Consider the following 16584-nt stretch of genomic DNA (forward strand, 5'->3'; position numbering starts at 1 on the left):
CATGCGGCGGACGGACCACGAGGGCCGCGGCCGTGTCCGGTACGGCCCGCCGCTGCCGGAGCCGGGACTTCCGGTGCTCCCTGAGCTGTCCGCCGCGCTGTCCGCCGCCGCGGGCCGCTCGCACGCGCAGCCGCCCGGCGGCGACCCGGTGCTCCTCGACGCGGCGAGCGGCTACTGGTCCCGGCGCGGCCTGCCCGCCGAACGCGGCCACGTCGCCGCGCTCATCGGCGACGCCCCGCTGCTGCTCGCGCTCGCCGCCGCGATCGGCGGCGACGTGCTGCTGCCCCGCCCCTGCGCCGCGTGGTGGCAGCCGCAGGTGCGCCTGCTCGGCCGGTCGGCGTACCACGTGCCGACGCCCGCCGAATGCGGCGGCGTCCCCGATCCGTACGCCCTCCTGGAAACCGTCCGCCGGGTCCGCGCCGAAGGCGGCGTGCCGCGTCTGCTGGTGATGTCGGTGGCCGACGACCCGACGGCGACCGTGCCGCCGCCGGAGCTGGTGCACGAGGCCGTCGAGGCCGCGGCCGGGGAGGGCCTGCACATCGTCAGCGACGAGACGTGGCGCGACACCCTGCACCGCCCGCGCGAGACCGTCCTGATCGGCCCCGCCGAGATGGCCCCCGAACGCGTCACCGTCGTCTGCGACCTCTCCGGCGCCTTCCTGCCGCCCGCCCTGCCCGCCGCCCTCGCCCGCTTCCCGGCGAACGGCCCCGGCACGGCCCTGCGCGCCCGCGTCCTCGACGTCCTCAGCGCGCTCGGCGCGGCTCCCGCGGCGCCGGTCGCCGCCGCGGCCGCGTACGCGCTCGGGGAACCCGACGAGATCACCGCCCGCCTCACCGCCGCGACGCGGCTGCACGCGCGCGTGGCGGCGGCGGTGCGGGACGCGGTCGTCGCGGCGGGCGGTTTCGTACGACCGCCGATGGCGGGCCGTCACCTGTACGCGGACCTCGGCCCGCTGCGGGCCGCGCTCGCCGCACGGGGCGCCGGTGACGCGCAGGAACTGGAGGACTTCCTCCAGGAGCACCTCGGCATGCCCGCACCCGGAGGCCACCGCTTCGGCGACGACATCGCCGCGATGCGCGTGCGCCTGTCCACCGGGCCCTTCCTCGGCTCGGAGCCGCAGCAGCGGCTCGCCGCGCTCGCCGCCCCGGACCCGCTGGAATTGCCGCACGTGGAACGGGCGTTGACCTTGTTCGGATCGGCCTTCGACGATCTCCGCGCAGAAGCACAGCGATGGGAGCCTCCTCGGTGACGCAGCAGACACAGCAGCAGCCACGGGACACAGAGCAGGCACAGCAGGCACAGGACACGGAGCAGGCGCAGGAGGTACGGCAGGGGCGGGACGCCCTGGGCAGAGCGGCCTTCGGCACGGTCCGGCTGTGGCCGAGGTCCTTCGCCGACCGGCTCACCGCGCCGCTGCCCGGCCTCAGGGCCTTCGCCCGGTTCGCCCGCGAGGGCGCGCTGCGGCCCCGGCCCGAGGGGCTCGCCGACATCCCGCAACTGCCGTACGAGCCGGGGCCGCTGCCGCGCGTGGACTCCCGTACGGTCGCGGTGACCTGGGCGGGCCACGCGAGTTGGGTCGTACGCGTCGGCGGGCTCACCGTCCTCACCGACCCCGTCTGGTCCCGGAGGATCCTCGGCACCCCCGCCCGCGTCACCCCCGTCGGCGTCGCCTGGAGCGCGCTGCCGCGCGTCGACGCGGTGGTCATCAGCCACAACCACTACGACCACCTGGACGCGCCCACCCTCCGCAGACTCCCGCGCGACACCCCCGTCTTCGTCCCCGCGGGCCTCGGCCGCTGGTTCACCCGCCGCCGTTTCACGCGGGTCGCCGAACTCGACTGGTGGGAGGGCGTCGAACTCGTTCCGGTGGGCGGCGCCGAAGGCGACTCGATTGAGGGTGGTGGTGGGAGACGGGCGGGAGTCCGCTTCGACTTCGTGCCCGCGCACCACTGGTCCAAGCGGGGCCTGCGGGACACGTGCCGTTCGCTGTGGGGCGGCTGGGTGTTGACCGACGGCCTCGGGCAGCGGGTGTACTTCGCCGGGGACACGGGGTACGGGCACTGGTTCTCGCGGATCGGGGAGCGGTATCCCGGGATCGACCTCGCGCTGCTGCCGATCGGGGCGTACGAACCACGGTGGTGGCTGCGGGACGTTCACTGTGATCCGGAGGAGGCGGTTCGGGCCGCGCGGGATGTGGGGGCGCGGCGGATGGCTCCCATGCACTGGGGGACGTTTCTGCTTTCGGCTGAGCCGGTGCTTCAGCCGCTGACGCGGGTGCGGGACGCTTGGGCGCGGGCCGGGCTGTCGCGGGGTGATTTGTGGGATCTGCCGGTGGGTGGGTCCCGGGTGCTCCCTGGCTGAGGTCTTGTCGCGCTGCGCGCTCGTCCTCAAACTCCCCCAAGCTCTTAAGGAGCAGGGTGGGACCCCCTCGACGGGCTGAATACTCCTCGCCCGGGCGTTTCAGGTGCCCGTACCTGTTCCGGACGGGGCGGAAGAGGTTCCTCGTACGCGTCGCCAGATCGTCGGTGCCGCGCTGATCACCACCGTCAGGCCCACCGCCAGCGCCACGCCCTCCCAGGGCTCCTTGAACAGGGAGCCGCCGAGGATGCCGATGAGTTGGTAGGTGACCGCCCAGGCGAGGCAGGCGGGGAGGTTGCCGCGGGCGAAGCGGCGTAGCGGCATCTTGGCGAGGAGGCAGGCCAGCATGACCGGGATGCGGCCCGCCGGGACCAGGCGGGACAGGACGAGGACCAGGACGCCGTGGTCGTCGAGCCGGACCTGGGCCATGCGCAGGCGCTCCGCCGGGGCGCGGTCGCGGATGGCCTCCAGCCAGCGCGAGCCGTTCTTGGAGCGCATGCCGCGCCGGCCGAGCCAGTACAGGCCCATGTCGCCCACGAACGCGGCGAGCGCGGCCACGCCGAACACGACGAGCAGCGCGAACGGCGACGTGTCGGTCTGGTGGAAGGCCACCACGGCGGCCGAACTCACCAGCGCCCCGGTCGGGACGACCGGCACAAGGGCGCCCAGCACCACCAGCAGGAACAGGGACGGGTAGCCGACCGCCTGCTGGGTGGAGTCGGTCGTCACCGTCGCCGCGGCGGCGAGCATCATCGGGCGACCTCCGGCCGCACGGACTCGCCGTGCCCGAGCCGGTGCACGGCGACGTCCGGGGCGCGGCGGGCGGCCTGCCGTACGAACTCCTCGCCCGGCCCGTGGAATTCGTGCGGCCGCACCGCGTCCATACCGATCGGCCAGTACGTCCCGTAGTGCACCGGCACCGCGCTGCGCGGCGCGATCCGGGCGAGGGCCTCGGCGGCGCGGGCCGGGTCGAGGTGGCCGTGGCCGAGGTAGGGGCCCCAGCCGCCGACGGGAAGCAGGGCCACGTCGACGGGGCCGACCTCGTCGGCCATCGTGTCGAAGAGGCCGGTGTCCCCGGCGAAGTAGGTGCGGGCGCGGCCCTCGACGACGTAGCCGAGGGCGGGCGAGCGGTGCGGGCCCAGCGGCAGGCGGCGGCCGTCGTGCAGGGCGGGGACGACGCGTACGACGACATCGCCCGCGGGCACCTCGTCGCCGGGCGCGACCTCGGTGAACCGCAGGTGGGACAGCTTGCGCAGGCCCGGTACCGAGCGGGCGGCGCCGCGCGGCACCAGGACGCGGGTGCCGGGGGCGAGGCGCGCCAGGGACGGGACGTGCAGGTGGTCGGCGTGCAGGTGGGAGAGGAGGACGACGTCGGCGAGCGCGGCCTGCGGGGGCGGCAGGGCGCCGCGGCGGCGGCGCAGGTGCGCCAGGCGGCGCGCGAAGAGGGGGTCGGTGAGCACGCGCGTGCCCGAGTCCTCGACCGTGCACGTGGCATGACCCCACCAGGTGACCGTGACGTCCGCCCGCACCCGTTCCTCCTTCGTGTGACTGTCTCCGAGCCTACGGCCAGGAGTAGTGTCAACGGCTGACGGCCGAGGTCAGCCGAGGTTCAGCCGAGGTGAGGGGACGCCATGGGACACGCCGGGGGGGCCGCGCGCGCGGTGCGGGTCGCGGCGATCGCGAGCCTGACGCCTCTGGAGGAACTGGACGCCGATCCCTTCCTGGTGGACTCGCGCAGCCAGCACGCCATGTGCGCGCGGTGGGCCGCCGCGCAGGGGTACGTGGTGACGCGGGAGCTCGTCGTACGCGGCCTGCGCGCCGACCACGCCGTCCTCTGGAACGACGTGGACGCCGGGCTCGTCGACCTCTTCGTCGTCCCCTGCCGACGCGTCCTCGAACGCGCGCTCCGCTCCGCCGACGAGTTCACCGCCGAATGCGAGCGGCGCGGGGTCCGCATCGAGACGGCGGGCTTCGCCGAGCCGGCCTACGACTCCCGCATGAAGGCCCACGTCCACCGCAGGCTGTCGATGCCGACGGCCGGCTACGACGGCTGCTGATCCCTGGCGCGGACGCCCCCGACGGCCTCCCTCCGCCGCTTTGCGGCCTTCTCCCGCCCGGGCGGCCGGAGGCGGCCCACCCCGCCCCGGGATACCCGTGGAAGGCCCACGGCCTGTGACACGCTGGGGGCAGGAACAAGCACGTGAGGTGGGCGGACGCGGTGCGCGACGGGCGTTGGCGGAGAGTGGGTCGCGCGCTGTGGCGCGTCGTCGCCGTGTGGGGGGTGAGCACGCTCACGATGCTGGCCCTCGCCGGCATCCTGCCGGACTTCAAGCTCCAGTCGGACGACGGCGACAGCGCCACCCGCATCGCGATCACCGCCGCCCTGGGCGCGGGCGCCTTCGGCCTCCTTTCGGCGCTGGTGTGGCCGCTGCTCGTACGGGCGCTGCTCCTCGTACCGGCCCTGGTCCTCGGCCTGCTCAACTTCTTCCTGAACGGTTCGCTGCTGCTGCTCGCCCTGCGCATGATCCCCGACGGCCGCGGCGACGCGAACGCGGAGACCGCCGTGGTCGTCGCCGCCGTGATGTCCGCCGTCGCCTCCGCGACCGGCGGCGCCCTGGCCGTCCGCGACGACGACGCCTACCGCCGCCGCCTGTACCGCCTCGCCGACCGCAGACGCCGCCGCGCCGACGGCGCGCACAGCCCGAGCACCCCGGGCATCCTGTTCCTCCAACTCGACGGAGTGGGCCACGACGTACTGACGGACGCCGTCAACAAGGGGCTCATGCCGACCGTGGCCAGGTGGTTGGGCAACGCCAACGCCACGCAGAACCAGGAGACACCGCCCCCACCCCCGACGCACCGCCTCACCCCCTGGCGCACCGACTGGTCCAGCCAGACCGGCGCCAGCCAGCTCGCCATCCTGCACGGCAGCAACTTCGACGTCCCCGCCTTCCGCTGGTACGAGAAGGACACCGGCGAGGTCATGGTGTCCAACCGGCCCGCCTCGGCGGGGGAACTGCAGCGCCGCGCGGTGGCCCGCACCGGCGACCCCGGCCTGCTCGCCGACGGCGGCGCGAGCCGCGGCAACCTGTTCAGCGGGGGAGCGGACCAGCTCGCGCTCGTCCTGTCGATGGCGGCCAGACGCGGCAAGGAGAACCGCTCCCGCGCCGGCTACTTCGCGTACTTCTCCGACCCCGCCAACGCCGTCCGCACCGCCCTCTCCTTCGTCGCCGAGGTCGGCCGAGAGATCGGCGAGTCCACCCGCGCCCGGCTGTGCAGACGCCGCCCGCGCGTGAGCCGCGGCGGCCTCTATCCGTTCATCCGCGCCTTCGCGACCGTCGTCGAGCGCGATGTCGTGGTCGCCGCCGTCATCGGTGACATGCTCGCCGGGCGCGCCGCCGTCTACGCCGACCTCGTCGCGTACGACGAAGTGGCCCACCACTCCGGACCCACGAGCGGCGACGCCGAGCGGGTGCTCCGCCGCCTGGACCGCTCGCTCGCCCTGATCGCCCAGGTCGCCGACCACGCGCCACGGCCGTACCGCATCGTCCTGCTCTCCGACCACGGCCAGAGCCCCGGCGAGACCTTCCGCGCCCGCTACGGCCTCACCCTCGCCGACCTGGTCCGGGCCGGCTGCGGACTGCCCGTGCCGCGCAGGGCCCGGCGTACGCACAGCGGCGCCGAGGCCCGCTCGGCGGTGCGCGCCGCGCTGCGCAGGCCCGTCGAGGAGGGCGCGGGCGAGCACCGGCCGCAGCGTCACGCCGAGCCGATCGTCCTGGCCTCCGGCAACCTCGGGCTCGTCTCCTTCCCCGACGTACCGCACCGCATGACGCGCGAGGAGATCGACCTCCGCCACCCGGCGCTGCTTCCGACCCTCGCCAACCACCCGGGCGTCGGCTTCCTGCTGGTCCGCAGCGAGGAGCACGGGGCGCTGGTGCTGGGCGCGCGCGGCGCCGAGGTCCGACTTGACGACCTGCGGAGCGCCGACGGCCCCGACGGCCTCGGTCCGCTCGCCGACTTCGGGCCCGGTGCCGCCGACGCCGTGCGGCGCACCGACTCCTTCCCGCACACCGCCGACATCATGGTCAACTCCTGGTACGACCCGCAGGAGGGCGAAGTCCTCGCCTTCGAGGAGCAGATCGGCTCCCACGGCGGCCTCGGCGGCGCCCAGTCCCGCCCGTTCCTGCTCGCCCCGCTCGCCCTGTCCCCGGCCGTCGAGGACGGCGGCGAACTCGTCGGCGCGGAGGCCGTGCACACCGTCCTGCGCCGCTGGCGGGACGAATCACGCGGACAGCACAAGGCCTGCGACCAGCACGACACCCCCGTGGACAATCGCCGCCCGGACCCCGCCCCTCCGACAGCTTTTCCGGCCGCCGACCACGCCGTACAGGACAAAACACACTGATTTTGCGCAGCGTGTGCCGTGCCCGACCATGGGCTCGCTCCCGGCGATCCCGGGCGCACGGCACAACGAGAGGCGCACCACCCCATGCACGACACCGGAACCGTTTCCCCGTCGGCTCCGGCCCCTCACCAGGAGGAACGTCTCCAGGACGATGGCAAGCACGCGCGCAGCTTTTCGCTCCCCGTCGCCACCTGTCTCGTCATGGGCAACATCATCGGCGGCGGCATCTTCCTGCTGCCCGCCTCCGTCGCGCCGTTCGGCACCATCAGCCTCGTCGCGTTCGCCGTCCTGACGGCGGGCGCCATCGCGCTCGCGCTTGTCTTCGGGCGGCTCGCGCGGCGCGACCCGCGCACCGGCGGCCCGTACGTGTACGCGCGGGAGGCCTTCGGCGACTTCGCGGGATTCCTCGCCGCCTGGTCGTACTGGATCACCACCTGGGTGTCGAACGCGGCGCTCGCCGTCGCCGCCGTCGGCTACCTCGACGTCCTGATACCCGTGGCGGACCACAAGTGGACCGCCTGCCTCGCCGCCCTCACCCTGCAACTGCTGCCCGCGCTCGCCAACTTCGCCGGGACCCGCTACGTCGGCGCCGTACAACTCGTCGCCACCGTCCTGAAGTTCCTGCCGCTGCTGCTCGTCGCCATCGGCGGTCTGTTCTTCTTCGACAGCGCCAACCTCGGCCCGTTCCAGGCGAGCGACGACAGCCCGGTCGGCGCGGTGTCCGCGTCCGCCGCGATCCTGCTCTTCTCCTACCTGGGCGTGGAGTCCGCCGCCGTCAGCGCGGGCGAGGTGCGCGACCCGCGGCGCAACGTCGGCCGCGCCACCGTCCTCGGCACGCTCGGCGCCGCCGTGGTCTATCTCCTCGGCACTCTGGCCGTCTTCGGCACCGTCGCGCACGACAAGCTCGTCGCCTCCACCGCGCCCTTCTCCGACGCCGTGAACGCGATGTTCGGCGGCTCCTGGGGCGGCACGGCCGTGGCGCTCGCCGCGCTGGTCTCCATGGTCGGCGCGCTCAACGGGTGGACGCTGCTGAGTGCCCAGACCCCGTACGCCGCCGCGCGCGACGGACTCTTCCCGGCCGCGTTCGCCAAGAAGCGGCGCGGCGTGCCGGTCGTCGGCGTCCTCGTCACCGTCGTCCTTGCCTCGCTGCTCACCGTCTACAACTACACGGCCGGTTCGTCGGGCGTCTTCGAAGTCCTCGTGCTCGTCACGACGTTCACGGCCACCGTGCCGTATCTCCTCGCGACCGCCGCGCAGATCTACTTCCTGATCTCCGGGCAGCGCGAGCGCGTCGACCGCGGCCGCCTGGTGCGGGACTCCGTCCTCGCCGCGCTCGCGTTCGGCTTCTCGATGTGGCTGGTGGCCGGGGCCGGGTACGCGGCGGTCTACCAGGGGGTGCTGTTCCTCTTCGTGGGTGTCCTCGTGTACGCGTGGATGGCGGCCCGCAAGCAGCGGACCGCCACCCAGTAGCCTCCCTGTCTCCTGGTTACCGTGCCAGCGGAGCGATCACCCAGCGCTGGGTCTTGAAGCCGTCATCGGGGCCGATCTCGATCAGCTTGCGGGCGGCCGGGTAGGCCTCGTTGCCCTCGACCTCATAGCCCACCTGGAACGTGCCCGGCACGTCCCTGACCTCGGGCTGCTGCTCCCGCGAGACCGCCGACGGGTAGTCGGCGCCGGCGCCCGCGCCGCGCACGGCAAGCTCGGCGAGCAGGCTCTCCTGCGCGGCCGCCAGGGCCTCGTTCGGGTCGCCGATCGCGGGGGCCTGAGGCGCCTGCCTGCCGCCGGCCGTCGGCGGCGCGACCTGGCTGCTCGGCTCGCGCCGGGCACTCGTCGCCTGCCGGGTGGACAACTGCGCCTGCACGATCGTGCCGTCGTTGTCGAGACCGACCCGGATCACGCCGCGGTCCGGCGTGATGATCGGCACGCCGTCGAAGGCCTGCCGGAACGTGACGTGCGTCTGGAGGGTCGTGGGGGCGCCGATCTCCGAGCCGTCCTTGGTGCCGGAGTTCTGCATCAGGTCGTGCACGCTGTCGACGACCAGCTCGGCGCCGTCGGCGTGCTCCTCCGCGAAGGCGCGCGCCAGCTCGACGGCCCGGTCGGTGGGCAGCGCCGTGGTGTTGCGCGTGTTGGGCTCGGCGAGGCGCACCCAGCGCACCGCGAGCGGGCCCGTGGAGACGACGCGGTCGCCGGAGCTGGCGCTGAGCACGCCCTGCCGGTCGACCTGCACCTCTTCGAGTGCGGCTGCCGGGAACGACGCGATGCGCCCGGCCTGGGTCAGCTCGGCGCTCGGGTTGCGCGGCGCGAGCTGCACGGTCTGCGTGCCCTGCGGCAGCGCGGTGAGCTGCTCGGTGAGCGACTCACGCGCGTTGTACCAGCGCCAGGCGTACCAGTTGTCCGCCACGGCGTCGCGGTAGAAGTACCGCTCGGTGTTGAGCCGGTTCACGGCCTCGGCCTGGGTGGTGCCGACCGCGAGCACGGACGGGGCCTGGTTCTTCCAGATGTCCCAGCTCGCGTTCAGCCACGCCTCGGCGTACGTCTGCCCGGACACCCACTTGTCCCAGAACTTCCTGCCGTAGTCCGGGTGGTCGATGCTGGTCGTCTCGAAGCCGAAGAGCATGCGGAAGCCGAGGTTGGGTCCGGCCCAGGTGCGGATCGGCGAGTGCCCGCCGAGGACCCGCAGCGAGAAGCACGTCGACCAGAAGACGTACTTCGCCTTCTCGTTGCCGAGCGCCATCCGGTTGGAGTACGCGCGGGTGCGGCCGTCCCAGGCGGCGCCGAGACACGCCTCGAAGACGCCGTTGCCGTCCATGTTGCCGTGGCCCGAGTGGTACACGGCGCAGACCGCGTCCATGCCGTAGCGGTCCTGCCAGTTGTCGAACGTCTCCTCGTACGCCCACACCTGGACGCCGCCGTCGGCGAACCAGAAGTTGCGGTCGTAGAACTTCTGCGGGTACTCCAGGAAACCGGTGGCGTCCTCGTGCGTGTAGCGCAGCGGCGAGGCGTCGGCGAACGTCTCGACGCTGAACGCCCCCCACCAGCCGAACGTCGAGTCCCGGTCGCCGGCCGCGCCCGGTTTCTCCGGCTCGACCGGAGACGGTCCGCGGTCCACGTAGATCATGCGCATGGCCTTACCCCCTGGGTGATCTCCCCGTCGCGTGGCTGAGGCGCACGCGGTCGAGGGGGCCTAAAAGTGTCACCGCGGGCGTGCCTTGCCCAGTTGCCATTCCGGCCATAGGAACCGCGCCACGGATGTGCCCGACCGCCCCAGCGGCACCTGTGGCCTGGGACGTCTCCGCCCCAGTGTTCGTATCGGCCCCCGGGCACCAGCGCGGCCCCCTCGAACACAGCGAGGGGGCCGCGCGGTTGGCGGGAAACGGAGGGTGTCTACTTGCCGTCCACGGCGCCGCCGGCGGCCGAGCTAGGCGCGCCGAATCGTCACGGCCGACGTGTTCCCCTGCTTGTCGGTGACCTCGGCGCGCACCGGGATGTGCTCGCGGCCCATGGCGGGCCGGAATCCGGTGAGGCGGCCCTTCGCCGGGCTTCGTCCGCCCGGTGTGCGTCTGGCCGGTGCACATCGCTCCCTGTCCGGTCCAACTTGCCTTCGTGGACGGGGCGTTGAGGACAGGGGTTGCTCCTGGAGTGGCCGCGCGGGGTCGGTCGGTCCCCGGCCCGGTGATCCTTCTTACGGCCCCGTGCGCCCGCCCGACGCGCCGATTTCACCCGGAGTGTGATCGGATGGCCCTCAACGAACTTCACCGAAGGGATTTGGCATCGTGGCTACCACGCGCTCCGCACACACGGTCTGGGAAGGCAGCCTGACCGAGGGCTCCGGCACCGTCACCTTCGACTCCTCGGGCATCGGGCAGCAGGCCGTGTCCTGGCCCTCCCGCGCCGAGCAGGCGAACGGCAAGACCAGCCCCGAGGAGCTCATCGCCGCCGCGCACTCGAGCTGCTTCTCCATGGCTCTCTCCCACGGCCTGACCGGCGCGGGCACCCCGCCCACCAAGCTCGTCACGTCGGCCGACGTGACCTTCCAGCCGGGCACCGGCATCACCGGCATCCACCTCACCGTCGAGGGCGAGGTGCCCGGGCTCGACGAGGCCGCGTTCACCTCGGCTGCCGAGGACGCCAAGGCGAACTGCCCGGTCAGCCAGGCGCTCACGGGCACGACGATCACGCTCTCGGCCAAGCTGGCCTGAGCACCCGCCGCGGCGACGCGGCAGCACGGCGAAGCCGCCGACCGGCGCGACCGGTCGGCGGCTTCGCCATGTCCGGACCGGGTACCCGACCCCTGCACCCGCCTCCGGGCGCCCGCGCCCCGCACCGGACCGGCACGCGGCATTGACAAGAGGCCGCTCAAGTTTTGTGCTGGAGGCCGGAGTAGCGCCGCGTCGGAAGGGGTTGTTGGACATGGCACGTGCGGTCGGGATCGATCTCGGGACGACGAACTCGGTGGTGGCCGTCCTGGAGGGCGGCGAGCCAACCGTCATCGCGAACGCGGAGGGAGCCCGCACCACCCCGTCGGTCGTCGCCTTCGCCAAGAGCGGCGACGTCCTCGTCGGCGAGGTCGCCAAGCGCCAGGCGGTCACGAACGTGGAGCGCACCGCACGCTCCGTCAAACGCCACATGGGCGAGGGGAGCTGGCGCTTCCCGGAGAGCGGCTCTGGCGCCACCATCGACGGCACCCGCTTCACCGCGCAGGAGCTGTCCGCCCGCGTGCTGCAGAAACTCAAGCGGGACGCCGAGTCCTACCTCGGCGAGGACGTCACCGACGCGGTGATCACCGTGCCCGCGTACTTCGACGACGCCCAGCGCCAGGCCACCAAGGAAGCCGGGGGGATCGCGGGCCTGAAGGTCCTGCGCATCATCAACGAGCCGACGGCCGCCGCCCTCGCCTACGGCCTCGACAAGGGCGACGACCAGACCGTCCTCGTCTTCGACCTCGGCGGCGGCACCTTCGACGTGTCGCTCCTGGAGATGGGCGACGGCGTCATCGAGGTCAAGGCCACCAACGGCGACACCAAGCTCGGCGGCGACGACTGGGACCAGCGGGTCGTCGAGCACCTCGTACGCCAGTTCAAGAACGCGCACGGCATCGACCTCGGCAAGGACAAGATGGCCCTGCAGCGCCTGCGCGAGGGCGCCGAGAAGGCGAAGATCGAGCTGTCCTCGTCCAGCGAGACCGACATCAACCTGCCCTACATCACCGCCTCCGCCGAAGGACCGCTGCACCTCGCGGAGAAGCTCACCCGGGCCCAGTTCCAGGAGCTCACCTCCGATCTGCTCGACCGCTGCAAGGGCCCCTTCCACCAGGCCGTCAAGGACGCCGGCGTGCAGCTCGCCGCGGTCGACCACGTCATCCTCGTCGGCGGCTCGACGCGGATGCCCGCCGTCGGCGACCTGGTCAGGGAACTCACCGGCAGGGACCCGCACAAGGGCGTCAACCCCGACGAGGTCGTGGCCCTCGGCGCCACCCTCCAGGCGGGCGTGATCCGCGGCGACGTGAAGGACGTGCTGCTGCTCGACGTGACACCGCTGTCCCTCGGCATCGAGACCAAGGGCGGCATCATGACCAAGCTCATCGAGCGCAACACCACCATCCCCACGCGCCGTTCGGAGACCTTCTCCACCGCCGAGGACAACCAGCCCTCCGTCGGCATCCAGGTCTTCCAGGGCGAGCGCGAGATCGCCGCGTACAACAAGAAGCTCGGCGTGTTCGACCTCACCGGGCTTCCGCCCGCGCCCCGCGGCGTACCGAAGATCGAGGTCACCTTCGACATCGACGCCGACGGGATCATGCACGTCTCCGCGAAGGACGAGGCCACCGGGCGCGAGCAGCGCATGACCGTCACCGGCGGCTCGGCGCTGCCCAAGGACGACATCGACCGCATGGTCCGCGAGGCGGAGCAGTACGCGGAGGAGGACCGCAAGCGCCGCGAGGCCGCCGAGACCCGCAACCAGGCCGAGCAGCTCCTCTACCAGACCGAGCGTTTCCTGCGCGACAACTCCGGCCCCGACGGCCGCATCCCGGCCGACACCAAGGCCGAAGTCGAGGCCGCGGCCGCCGAGTTGAAGCCGCTGCTCGACGGCGGCGACACCCAGGCCATCCGCGCCGCCGCCGAGAAGCTCGCCGTCGTCAGCCAGAAGATGGGCCAGGCGATGTACGCGGCCGCGCAGGCGGGGCAGGCGGGCGGTGACGGTGCCCAGGACGCCGCGCCGCCGCAGGGTGACGCGGCCGGGGCGCGGGGCGGCGGCGACGAGGGTGTGGTGGAGGCGGAGATCGTGGACGACGACCAGGGCGGCACGCCGGACGCCAAGAAGCCCTGACCCTGCCCCCGGGCGCGACTACGCCTTCGACTGGAGGTACTTGACCGTCGCCGGGTCGGCCGGGAGCAGCGTCTCGATGGCCAGCTCGGCGACCGTCACGTCCATCGGCGTGTTGAACGTCGAGATCGACGACACGAACGACAGCACCCGGCCCTCGTGCTCGATCCGCAGCGGCAGCGCGAAGTACGGCACCTGCCAGTCCGTCGCCGCGTCCTCGCCCGGGTCCGCCACCGGATACGCCGCCACCTCGTCGTACAGCGCCCGCAGTTCGGCCGACCGGTGCAGGGCGATCTGCCGCTCCATCTGGTGCAGCAGATGCCCGCGCCACTCCCGCAGATTGCGGATCTTCGCGGCGAGGCCCCGCGGGTGCAGGACGACGCGCATCGCGTTCAGGGGCGGTTCGAGGAGCTCCTCCGGCAGCCCGTCGAGCAGCATCGCGATGCCGCGGTTCGCGGCGACCACGTGGTACGTCGCGTCGACGACCAACGCCGGATACGGCTCGTAACCCTGGAGCAGTTGTTCAAGCCCGGCCCGCAGGGTGTCCATCGACGGATCGTCGAGGGGTGTCTGCGGGAAGCGCGGCGCGTACCCGGCCGCGAGCAGCAGCGCGTTGCGCTCGCGCACCGGCACGTCCAGGTGCTCGGCGAGCTTGAGCACGAACTCCTCGCTGGGGCGGGCGCGGCCCGTCTCCACGAAGCTGATGTGCCGCGCCGAGGAGTCCGCGCGCAGCGCCAGTTCGAGCTGGCTGACGCGGCGTTCCTCGCGCCAGGCCCGCAGCAGCGCGCCCACCTCGGACGGCGCGGCCGGCTCTGTCCCGCCGGGACCGCCGGGGCCGCCGGGGCCCGTGGCACGGCGTTCCGCGGGGTCCCGGGGGCCGCCTTTGCTGTTCCGTGTGCCGGGCGCGAGAGTTGTCATACCCAGACGGTAATCGAGGAGCGACGCATGACGAATCCGTGGGACCCGCCGGTCCAGGTGAGGGCGGCGGGCTGGGAGGCCACCGTCGCCTACCGCGCCCGGGTGCGGGGCTGCCTGCTCGGCGGCGCGATCGGTGACGCGCTCGGCTACGCGGTCGAGTTCACCTCGCTCGACGGCATCCGCGCGGCGCACGGGCCCGGCGGGGTGCGCGGGCCGCTGCCCGACGCGGCGGCGGGCGTCTGCCTGATCAGCGACGACACCCAGATGACCCTCTTCACCGCCGAGGCGCTGCGCACGGCGCACGCCCGCGAGCGCCGCAAGGGCATCGGCGGCGCGGCCCCGGAACTCGTACGGCAGGCGTACATGCGGTGGCTGGACACGCAGATGAAGCCGGGGCCGGAGCCGCACCGGGCGGGGCCGGAGTCGCGAACCCACCGGGCAGGGCCCGAGCCGCGAACCCACCAGGCGGGGCCCGAGCCGCAGGCCCACGAGCCGGGGCCCGCGGAACCGGCGGACCTCAGCTCCCAGGCGTGGCTCTACGCCCAGCGCGCCCCCGGCAACGCCTGCCTCAGCGGCCTGCAGCACGGCTACGCACCCGACCCCGCCGCCGAACTCGGCCCGCACGGACCCGTCAACCCGGAGTCCAAGGGCTGCGGCACCGTGATGCGCTCGGCGCCCTTCGGCCTCACGCGCGCCCCCGCCGACCGCGCCTTCGAACTCGCCGCGCGCTGCGCCCAGATCACCCACGGCCACCCCACCGGCTACTACGCGGCGGGCGCCCTCGCCGCGATCGTCGCGCACCTCGTCGAGGGCGACTCCCTGGAGGGCGCCGTCCTGCGCACCCTGCGGCTGCTCGCGCGGTATGCCGGGCACGAGGAGACGTCCGCCGCGCTGACCGCCGCCGTCGACCTCGCCGCGGCTGGCGGGCCGAGCGCCGAGCGCGTCGAGACCCTCGGCGCGGGCTGGATCGCCGAGGAGGCCCTCGGCATCGGCGTGTACGCCGCTCTGGCCACGCACCGCGTCGAGGACGCCCTGCTGCTCGCCGTGAACCACTCGGGCGACAGCGACTCCACCGGCTCCGTCTGCGGCAACCTGCTCGGCGCGCTGCACGGCGACCACCAACTGCCGGACGAGTGGCTGCGGTTGACGGAGGGGCGCGCGGTGATCGCGGCGGTGGCGGACGACCTGGCGTCAGAGTGCGTACGTCGGTGAGTCGCGTGTGTACGTCGGTGAGTCTCCTGCGTACGTCGGCTACCGGAGCCGCACGCGTACGTCGCTGACCGGCAGCCTCTGTGGCACGCTGGCTGTACATCCCACATACGCAGGAAGGAGAGCGGCCATGCCTGTCGAACCGCTGTCGCAGAAGGAGATCGAGGACCGGCTCGCGGAGCTCCCCGGCTGGTCGCTCACCTCGGTCGGCGCGGACGCCGGGGCCAAGGCCGCCGAGGTGAAGCTCACCCGCTCCTTCCGGCTCGCCTCGCACTTCGCGGCCACCGCCCTCGTCGTGCACATCGCCCAGGTCCAGGAGGAGCTCGGCCACCACTCGGACCTGACCCTCGGCTACAACACGGTGACCCTCGCCGTGAACACCCACAGCGCGGGCGGCGCCCTCACCGGCCTGGACTTCGCACTGGCCGGCAGGGTCGAGGCGCTGGCTGCGGGGCACGGGGCGGAATGATGCGGGGTGCGACGGCCGGGCGGGCCGGGCGCGGGACGGGTGCCCGCGGAGCTGGTGCCTGATGCTGGACTACGGCAAGGAAGCCGTTCGGTACGACGCGTCACGCGGAGGGGAACCGCGGGCCGCGGCCGCGGCCGACGCGGTGCTCTCGCTGCTGCCCGCTCGGACCCGTTCACTGCTCGATGTCGCCTGCGGCACGGGCCTGGTCACGCGGCGGCTCGCCGCCCGTCCTGGGCTGCGCGTGACGGGGGTGGACGCGGCGTACAACATGGCGCGGATGGCGGCCGAGCGCGTCCCCGGCGCCGTCGTGCTCGGCGACAGCAGGCGGCTGCCCTTCCCCGACGGCGCGTTCGACGCCGCGTCGGCGGTGTGGCTGCTGCACCTGCTGTCCGGCTTCGACGAGGCGGCGGCGGTCGTCGCGGAGTGCGCGCGGGTGCTGCGGCCCGGCGGGGTGCTCGTCACCACCGTCGACAAGGCCGCCTCGCACCACGTGGGCAGCGACATCGACGAGGCGCTCGCGGGCCGTCCGGTCCGGCCGCCCGTGGACGCGGCGGCGCAGGTGGCGCGGCACGCCGCCGCGCACGGCCTCGTCCACGAGGGCGAGGCCCGCTTCATCGGCCACGGCCAGGGCCGCAGCCCCCGCTCCACCGTCGAGGACCTGCACCGGGGCTGGTTCACCAGCATCCCGCCGGACGGACCGCTGGCACGGCGGTACGCGGCACGGCTCGCGGAACTGCCGGACCAGGACGTCCACCGCCCCGACCCGCGCTTCACGCTGCACGCGTTCCGCAAGCCGACGGTCTGAGAACCGACTGGAGGGCCTTCTGTTTGCCGATGTTTGCCGAAACGGCAAGCTGGCTGGCCGAAACCGGGGGAGGGGAGCACGCTGGCGGCGTACGAC

General features: G+C 73.5%; 14 protein-coding genes. 10 read left to right on the forward strand and 4 right to left on the reverse strand.

Annotated features, from left to right (window positions below; all coding sequences use genetic code 11):
• Position 1 precedes the first annotated feature (1 nt).
• Together IEY91_RS03995 and IEY91_RS04000 are read left to right on the forward strand one after the other, a co-directional pair.
• Complete coding sequence (locus IEY91_RS03995; RefSeq protein WP_189172867.1) at positions 2-1249, forward strand: pyridoxal phosphate-dependent aminotransferase family protein; 1248 nt, start codon at positions 2-4, stop codon at positions 1247-1249.
• Positions 1246-2361 (forward strand): MBL fold metallo-hydrolase, encoded by a 1116-nt coding sequence (locus tag IEY91_RS04000; protein WP_373287882.1) that lies wholly within the window; start codon positions 1246-1248, stop codon positions 2359-2361. Before IEY91_RS03995 ends, IEY91_RS04000 begins: the two co-directional genes overlap by 4 nt.
• A 99-nt stretch (positions 2362-2460) precedes the next feature.
• On the opposite strand, the gene IEY91_RS04005 is transcribed toward IEY91_RS04000, so the two are convergent.
• On the reverse strand, positions 2461-3108 hold the full coding sequence (locus IEY91_RS04005; RefSeq protein WP_373287890.1) for a DedA family protein: 648 nt from the start codon (positions 3106-3108) through the stop codon (positions 2461-2463).
• Positions 3108-3887: an MBL fold metallo-hydrolase gene (locus IEY91_RS04010; RefSeq protein ID WP_164318632.1), complete on the reverse strand. Its 780-nt coding sequence runs from the start codon at positions 3885-3887 to the stop codon at positions 3108-3110. Before IEY91_RS04010 ends, IEY91_RS04005 begins: the two co-directional genes overlap by 1 nt.
• A gap of 102 nt (positions 3888-3989) precedes the next feature.
• On the opposite strand from IEY91_RS04010, the gene IEY91_RS04015 reads away from it, so the two are divergent.
• The 3 genes from IEY91_RS04015 (at position 3990) to IEY91_RS04025 (ending at position 8233) form a co-directional block, all read left to right on the forward strand.
• Positions 3990-4415, forward strand: coding sequence for a hypothetical protein (locus IEY91_RS04015; RefSeq protein ID WP_164318630.1), 426 nt, complete (start codon positions 3990-3992; stop codon positions 4413-4415).
• A 161-nt stretch (positions 4416-4576) separates the two neighbouring features.
• Positions 4577-6763 carry a phage holin family protein gene (locus IEY91_RS04020; protein WP_229696730.1) on the forward strand — a complete coding sequence of 729 codons (2187 nt, stop codon included), beginning with the start codon at positions 4577-4579 and terminating at the stop codon, positions 6761-6763.
• Positions 6764-6847: 84 nt separating this feature from the next.
• Positions 6848-8233 carry an amino acid permease gene (locus IEY91_RS04025; protein WP_164318628.1) on the forward strand — a complete coding sequence of 462 codons (1386 nt, stop codon included), beginning with the start codon at positions 6848-6850 and terminating at the stop codon, positions 8231-8233.
• A 16-nt stretch (positions 8234-8249) separates the two neighbouring features.
• On the opposite strand, the gene IEY91_RS04030 is transcribed toward IEY91_RS04025, so the two are convergent.
• Complete coding sequence (locus tag IEY91_RS04030; RefSeq protein WP_189172871.1) at positions 8250-9887, reverse strand: DUF6345 domain-containing protein; 1638 nt, start codon at positions 9885-9887, stop codon at positions 8250-8252.
• A 649-nt stretch (positions 9888-10536) separates the two neighbouring features.
• Here IEY91_RS04030 and IEY91_RS04035 point away from each other — a divergent pair.
• Both IEY91_RS04035 and dnaK read left to right on the forward strand, forming a co-directional pair.
• The gene (locus IEY91_RS04035) at positions 10537-10962 is read left to right on the forward strand and encodes an OsmC family protein (protein ID WP_164318624.1); all 426 of its coding nucleotides are present in this window, start codon (positions 10537-10539) and stop codon (positions 10960-10962) included.
• A 211-nt stretch (positions 10963-11173) separates the two neighbouring features.
• On the forward strand, positions 11174-13090 hold the full coding sequence (gene dnaK, locus IEY91_RS04040) for a molecular chaperone DnaK (protein WP_189172872.1): 1917 nt from the start codon (positions 11174-11176) through the stop codon (positions 13088-13090).
• An 18-nt stretch (positions 13091-13108) separates the two neighbouring features.
• Here dnaK and IEY91_RS04045 read toward each other — a convergent pair whose 3' ends face one another.
• Entirely contained in the window at positions 13109-14005 is an 897-nt protein-coding gene (locus IEY91_RS04045; RefSeq protein ID WP_229696695.1) for a helix-turn-helix domain-containing protein, read from the reverse strand.
• Positions 14006-14032: 27 nt separating this feature from the next.
• Between IEY91_RS04045 and IEY91_RS04050 the strand changes: the two genes are divergently transcribed.
• The 3 genes from IEY91_RS04050 (at position 14033) to IEY91_RS04060 (ending at position 16488) form a co-directional block, all read left to right on the forward strand.
• On the forward strand, positions 14033-15217 hold the full coding sequence (locus tag IEY91_RS04050) for an ADP-ribosylglycohydrolase family protein (RefSeq protein WP_189172873.1): 1185 nt from the start codon (positions 14033-14035) through the stop codon (positions 15215-15217).
• A 127-nt stretch (positions 15218-15344) separates the two neighbouring features.
• Positions 15345-15683 carry a 4a-hydroxytetrahydrobiopterin dehydratase gene (locus IEY91_RS04055; protein ID WP_164318620.1) on the forward strand — a complete coding sequence of 113 codons (339 nt, stop codon included), beginning with the start codon at positions 15345-15347 and terminating at the stop codon, positions 15681-15683.
• A gap of 61 nt (positions 15684-15744) precedes the next feature.
• A complete protein-coding gene (locus IEY91_RS04060) occupies positions 15745-16488 on the forward strand; it encodes a class I SAM-dependent methyltransferase (RefSeq protein WP_189172874.1) in 744 nt (247 codons plus the stop codon).
• Positions 16489-16584 lie beyond the last annotated feature (96 nt).

Source organism: Streptomyces lasiicapitis (assembly GCF_014646335.1).
Classification (GTDB): Bacteria; Actinomycetota; Actinomycetes; order Streptomycetales; family Streptomycetaceae; genus Streptomyces; species Streptomyces lasiicapitis.

Bases quoted from the DNA above. Each gene is read 5' to 3' on its own strand.
- IEY91_RS04060 (WP_189172874.1), top strand. From the start codon at position 15,745: ATGCTGGACTACGGCAAGGAAGCCGTTCGGTACGACGCGTCACGCGGA.
- IEY91_RS04030 (WP_189172871.1), bottom strand. From the start codon at position 9,887: ATGCGCATGATCTACGTGGACCGCGGACCGTCTCCGGTCGAGCCGGAG.
- dnaK (WP_189172872.1), top strand. From the start codon at position 11,174: ATGGCACGTGCGGTCGGGATCGATCTCGGGACGACGAACTCGGTGGTG.
- IEY91_RS04025 (WP_164318628.1), top strand. From the start codon at position 6,848: ATGCACGACACCGGAACCGTTTCCCCGTCGGCTCCGGCCCCTCACCAG.
- IEY91_RS04055 (WP_164318620.1), top strand. From the start codon at position 15,345: ATGCCTGTCGAACCGCTGTCGCAGAAGGAGATCGAGGACCGGCTCGCG.
- IEY91_RS04015 (WP_164318630.1), top strand. From the start codon at position 3,990: ATGGGACACGCCGGGGGGGCCGCGCGCGCGGTGCGGGTCGCGGCGATC.
- IEY91_RS04045 (WP_229696695.1), bottom strand. From the start codon at position 14,005: ATGACAACTCTCGCGCCCGGCACACGGAACAGCAAAGGCGGCCCCCGG.
- IEY91_RS04005 (WP_373287890.1), bottom strand. From the start codon at position 3,108: ATGCTCGCCGCCGCGGCGACGGTGACGACCGACTCCACCCAGCAGGCG.
- IEY91_RS04050 (WP_189172873.1), top strand. From the start codon at position 14,033: ATGACGAATCCGTGGGACCCGCCGGTCCAGGTGAGGGCGGCGGGCTGG.
- IEY91_RS03995 (WP_189172867.1), top strand. From the start codon at position 2: ATGCGGCGGACGGACCACGAGGGCCGCGGCCGTGTCCGGTACGGCCCG.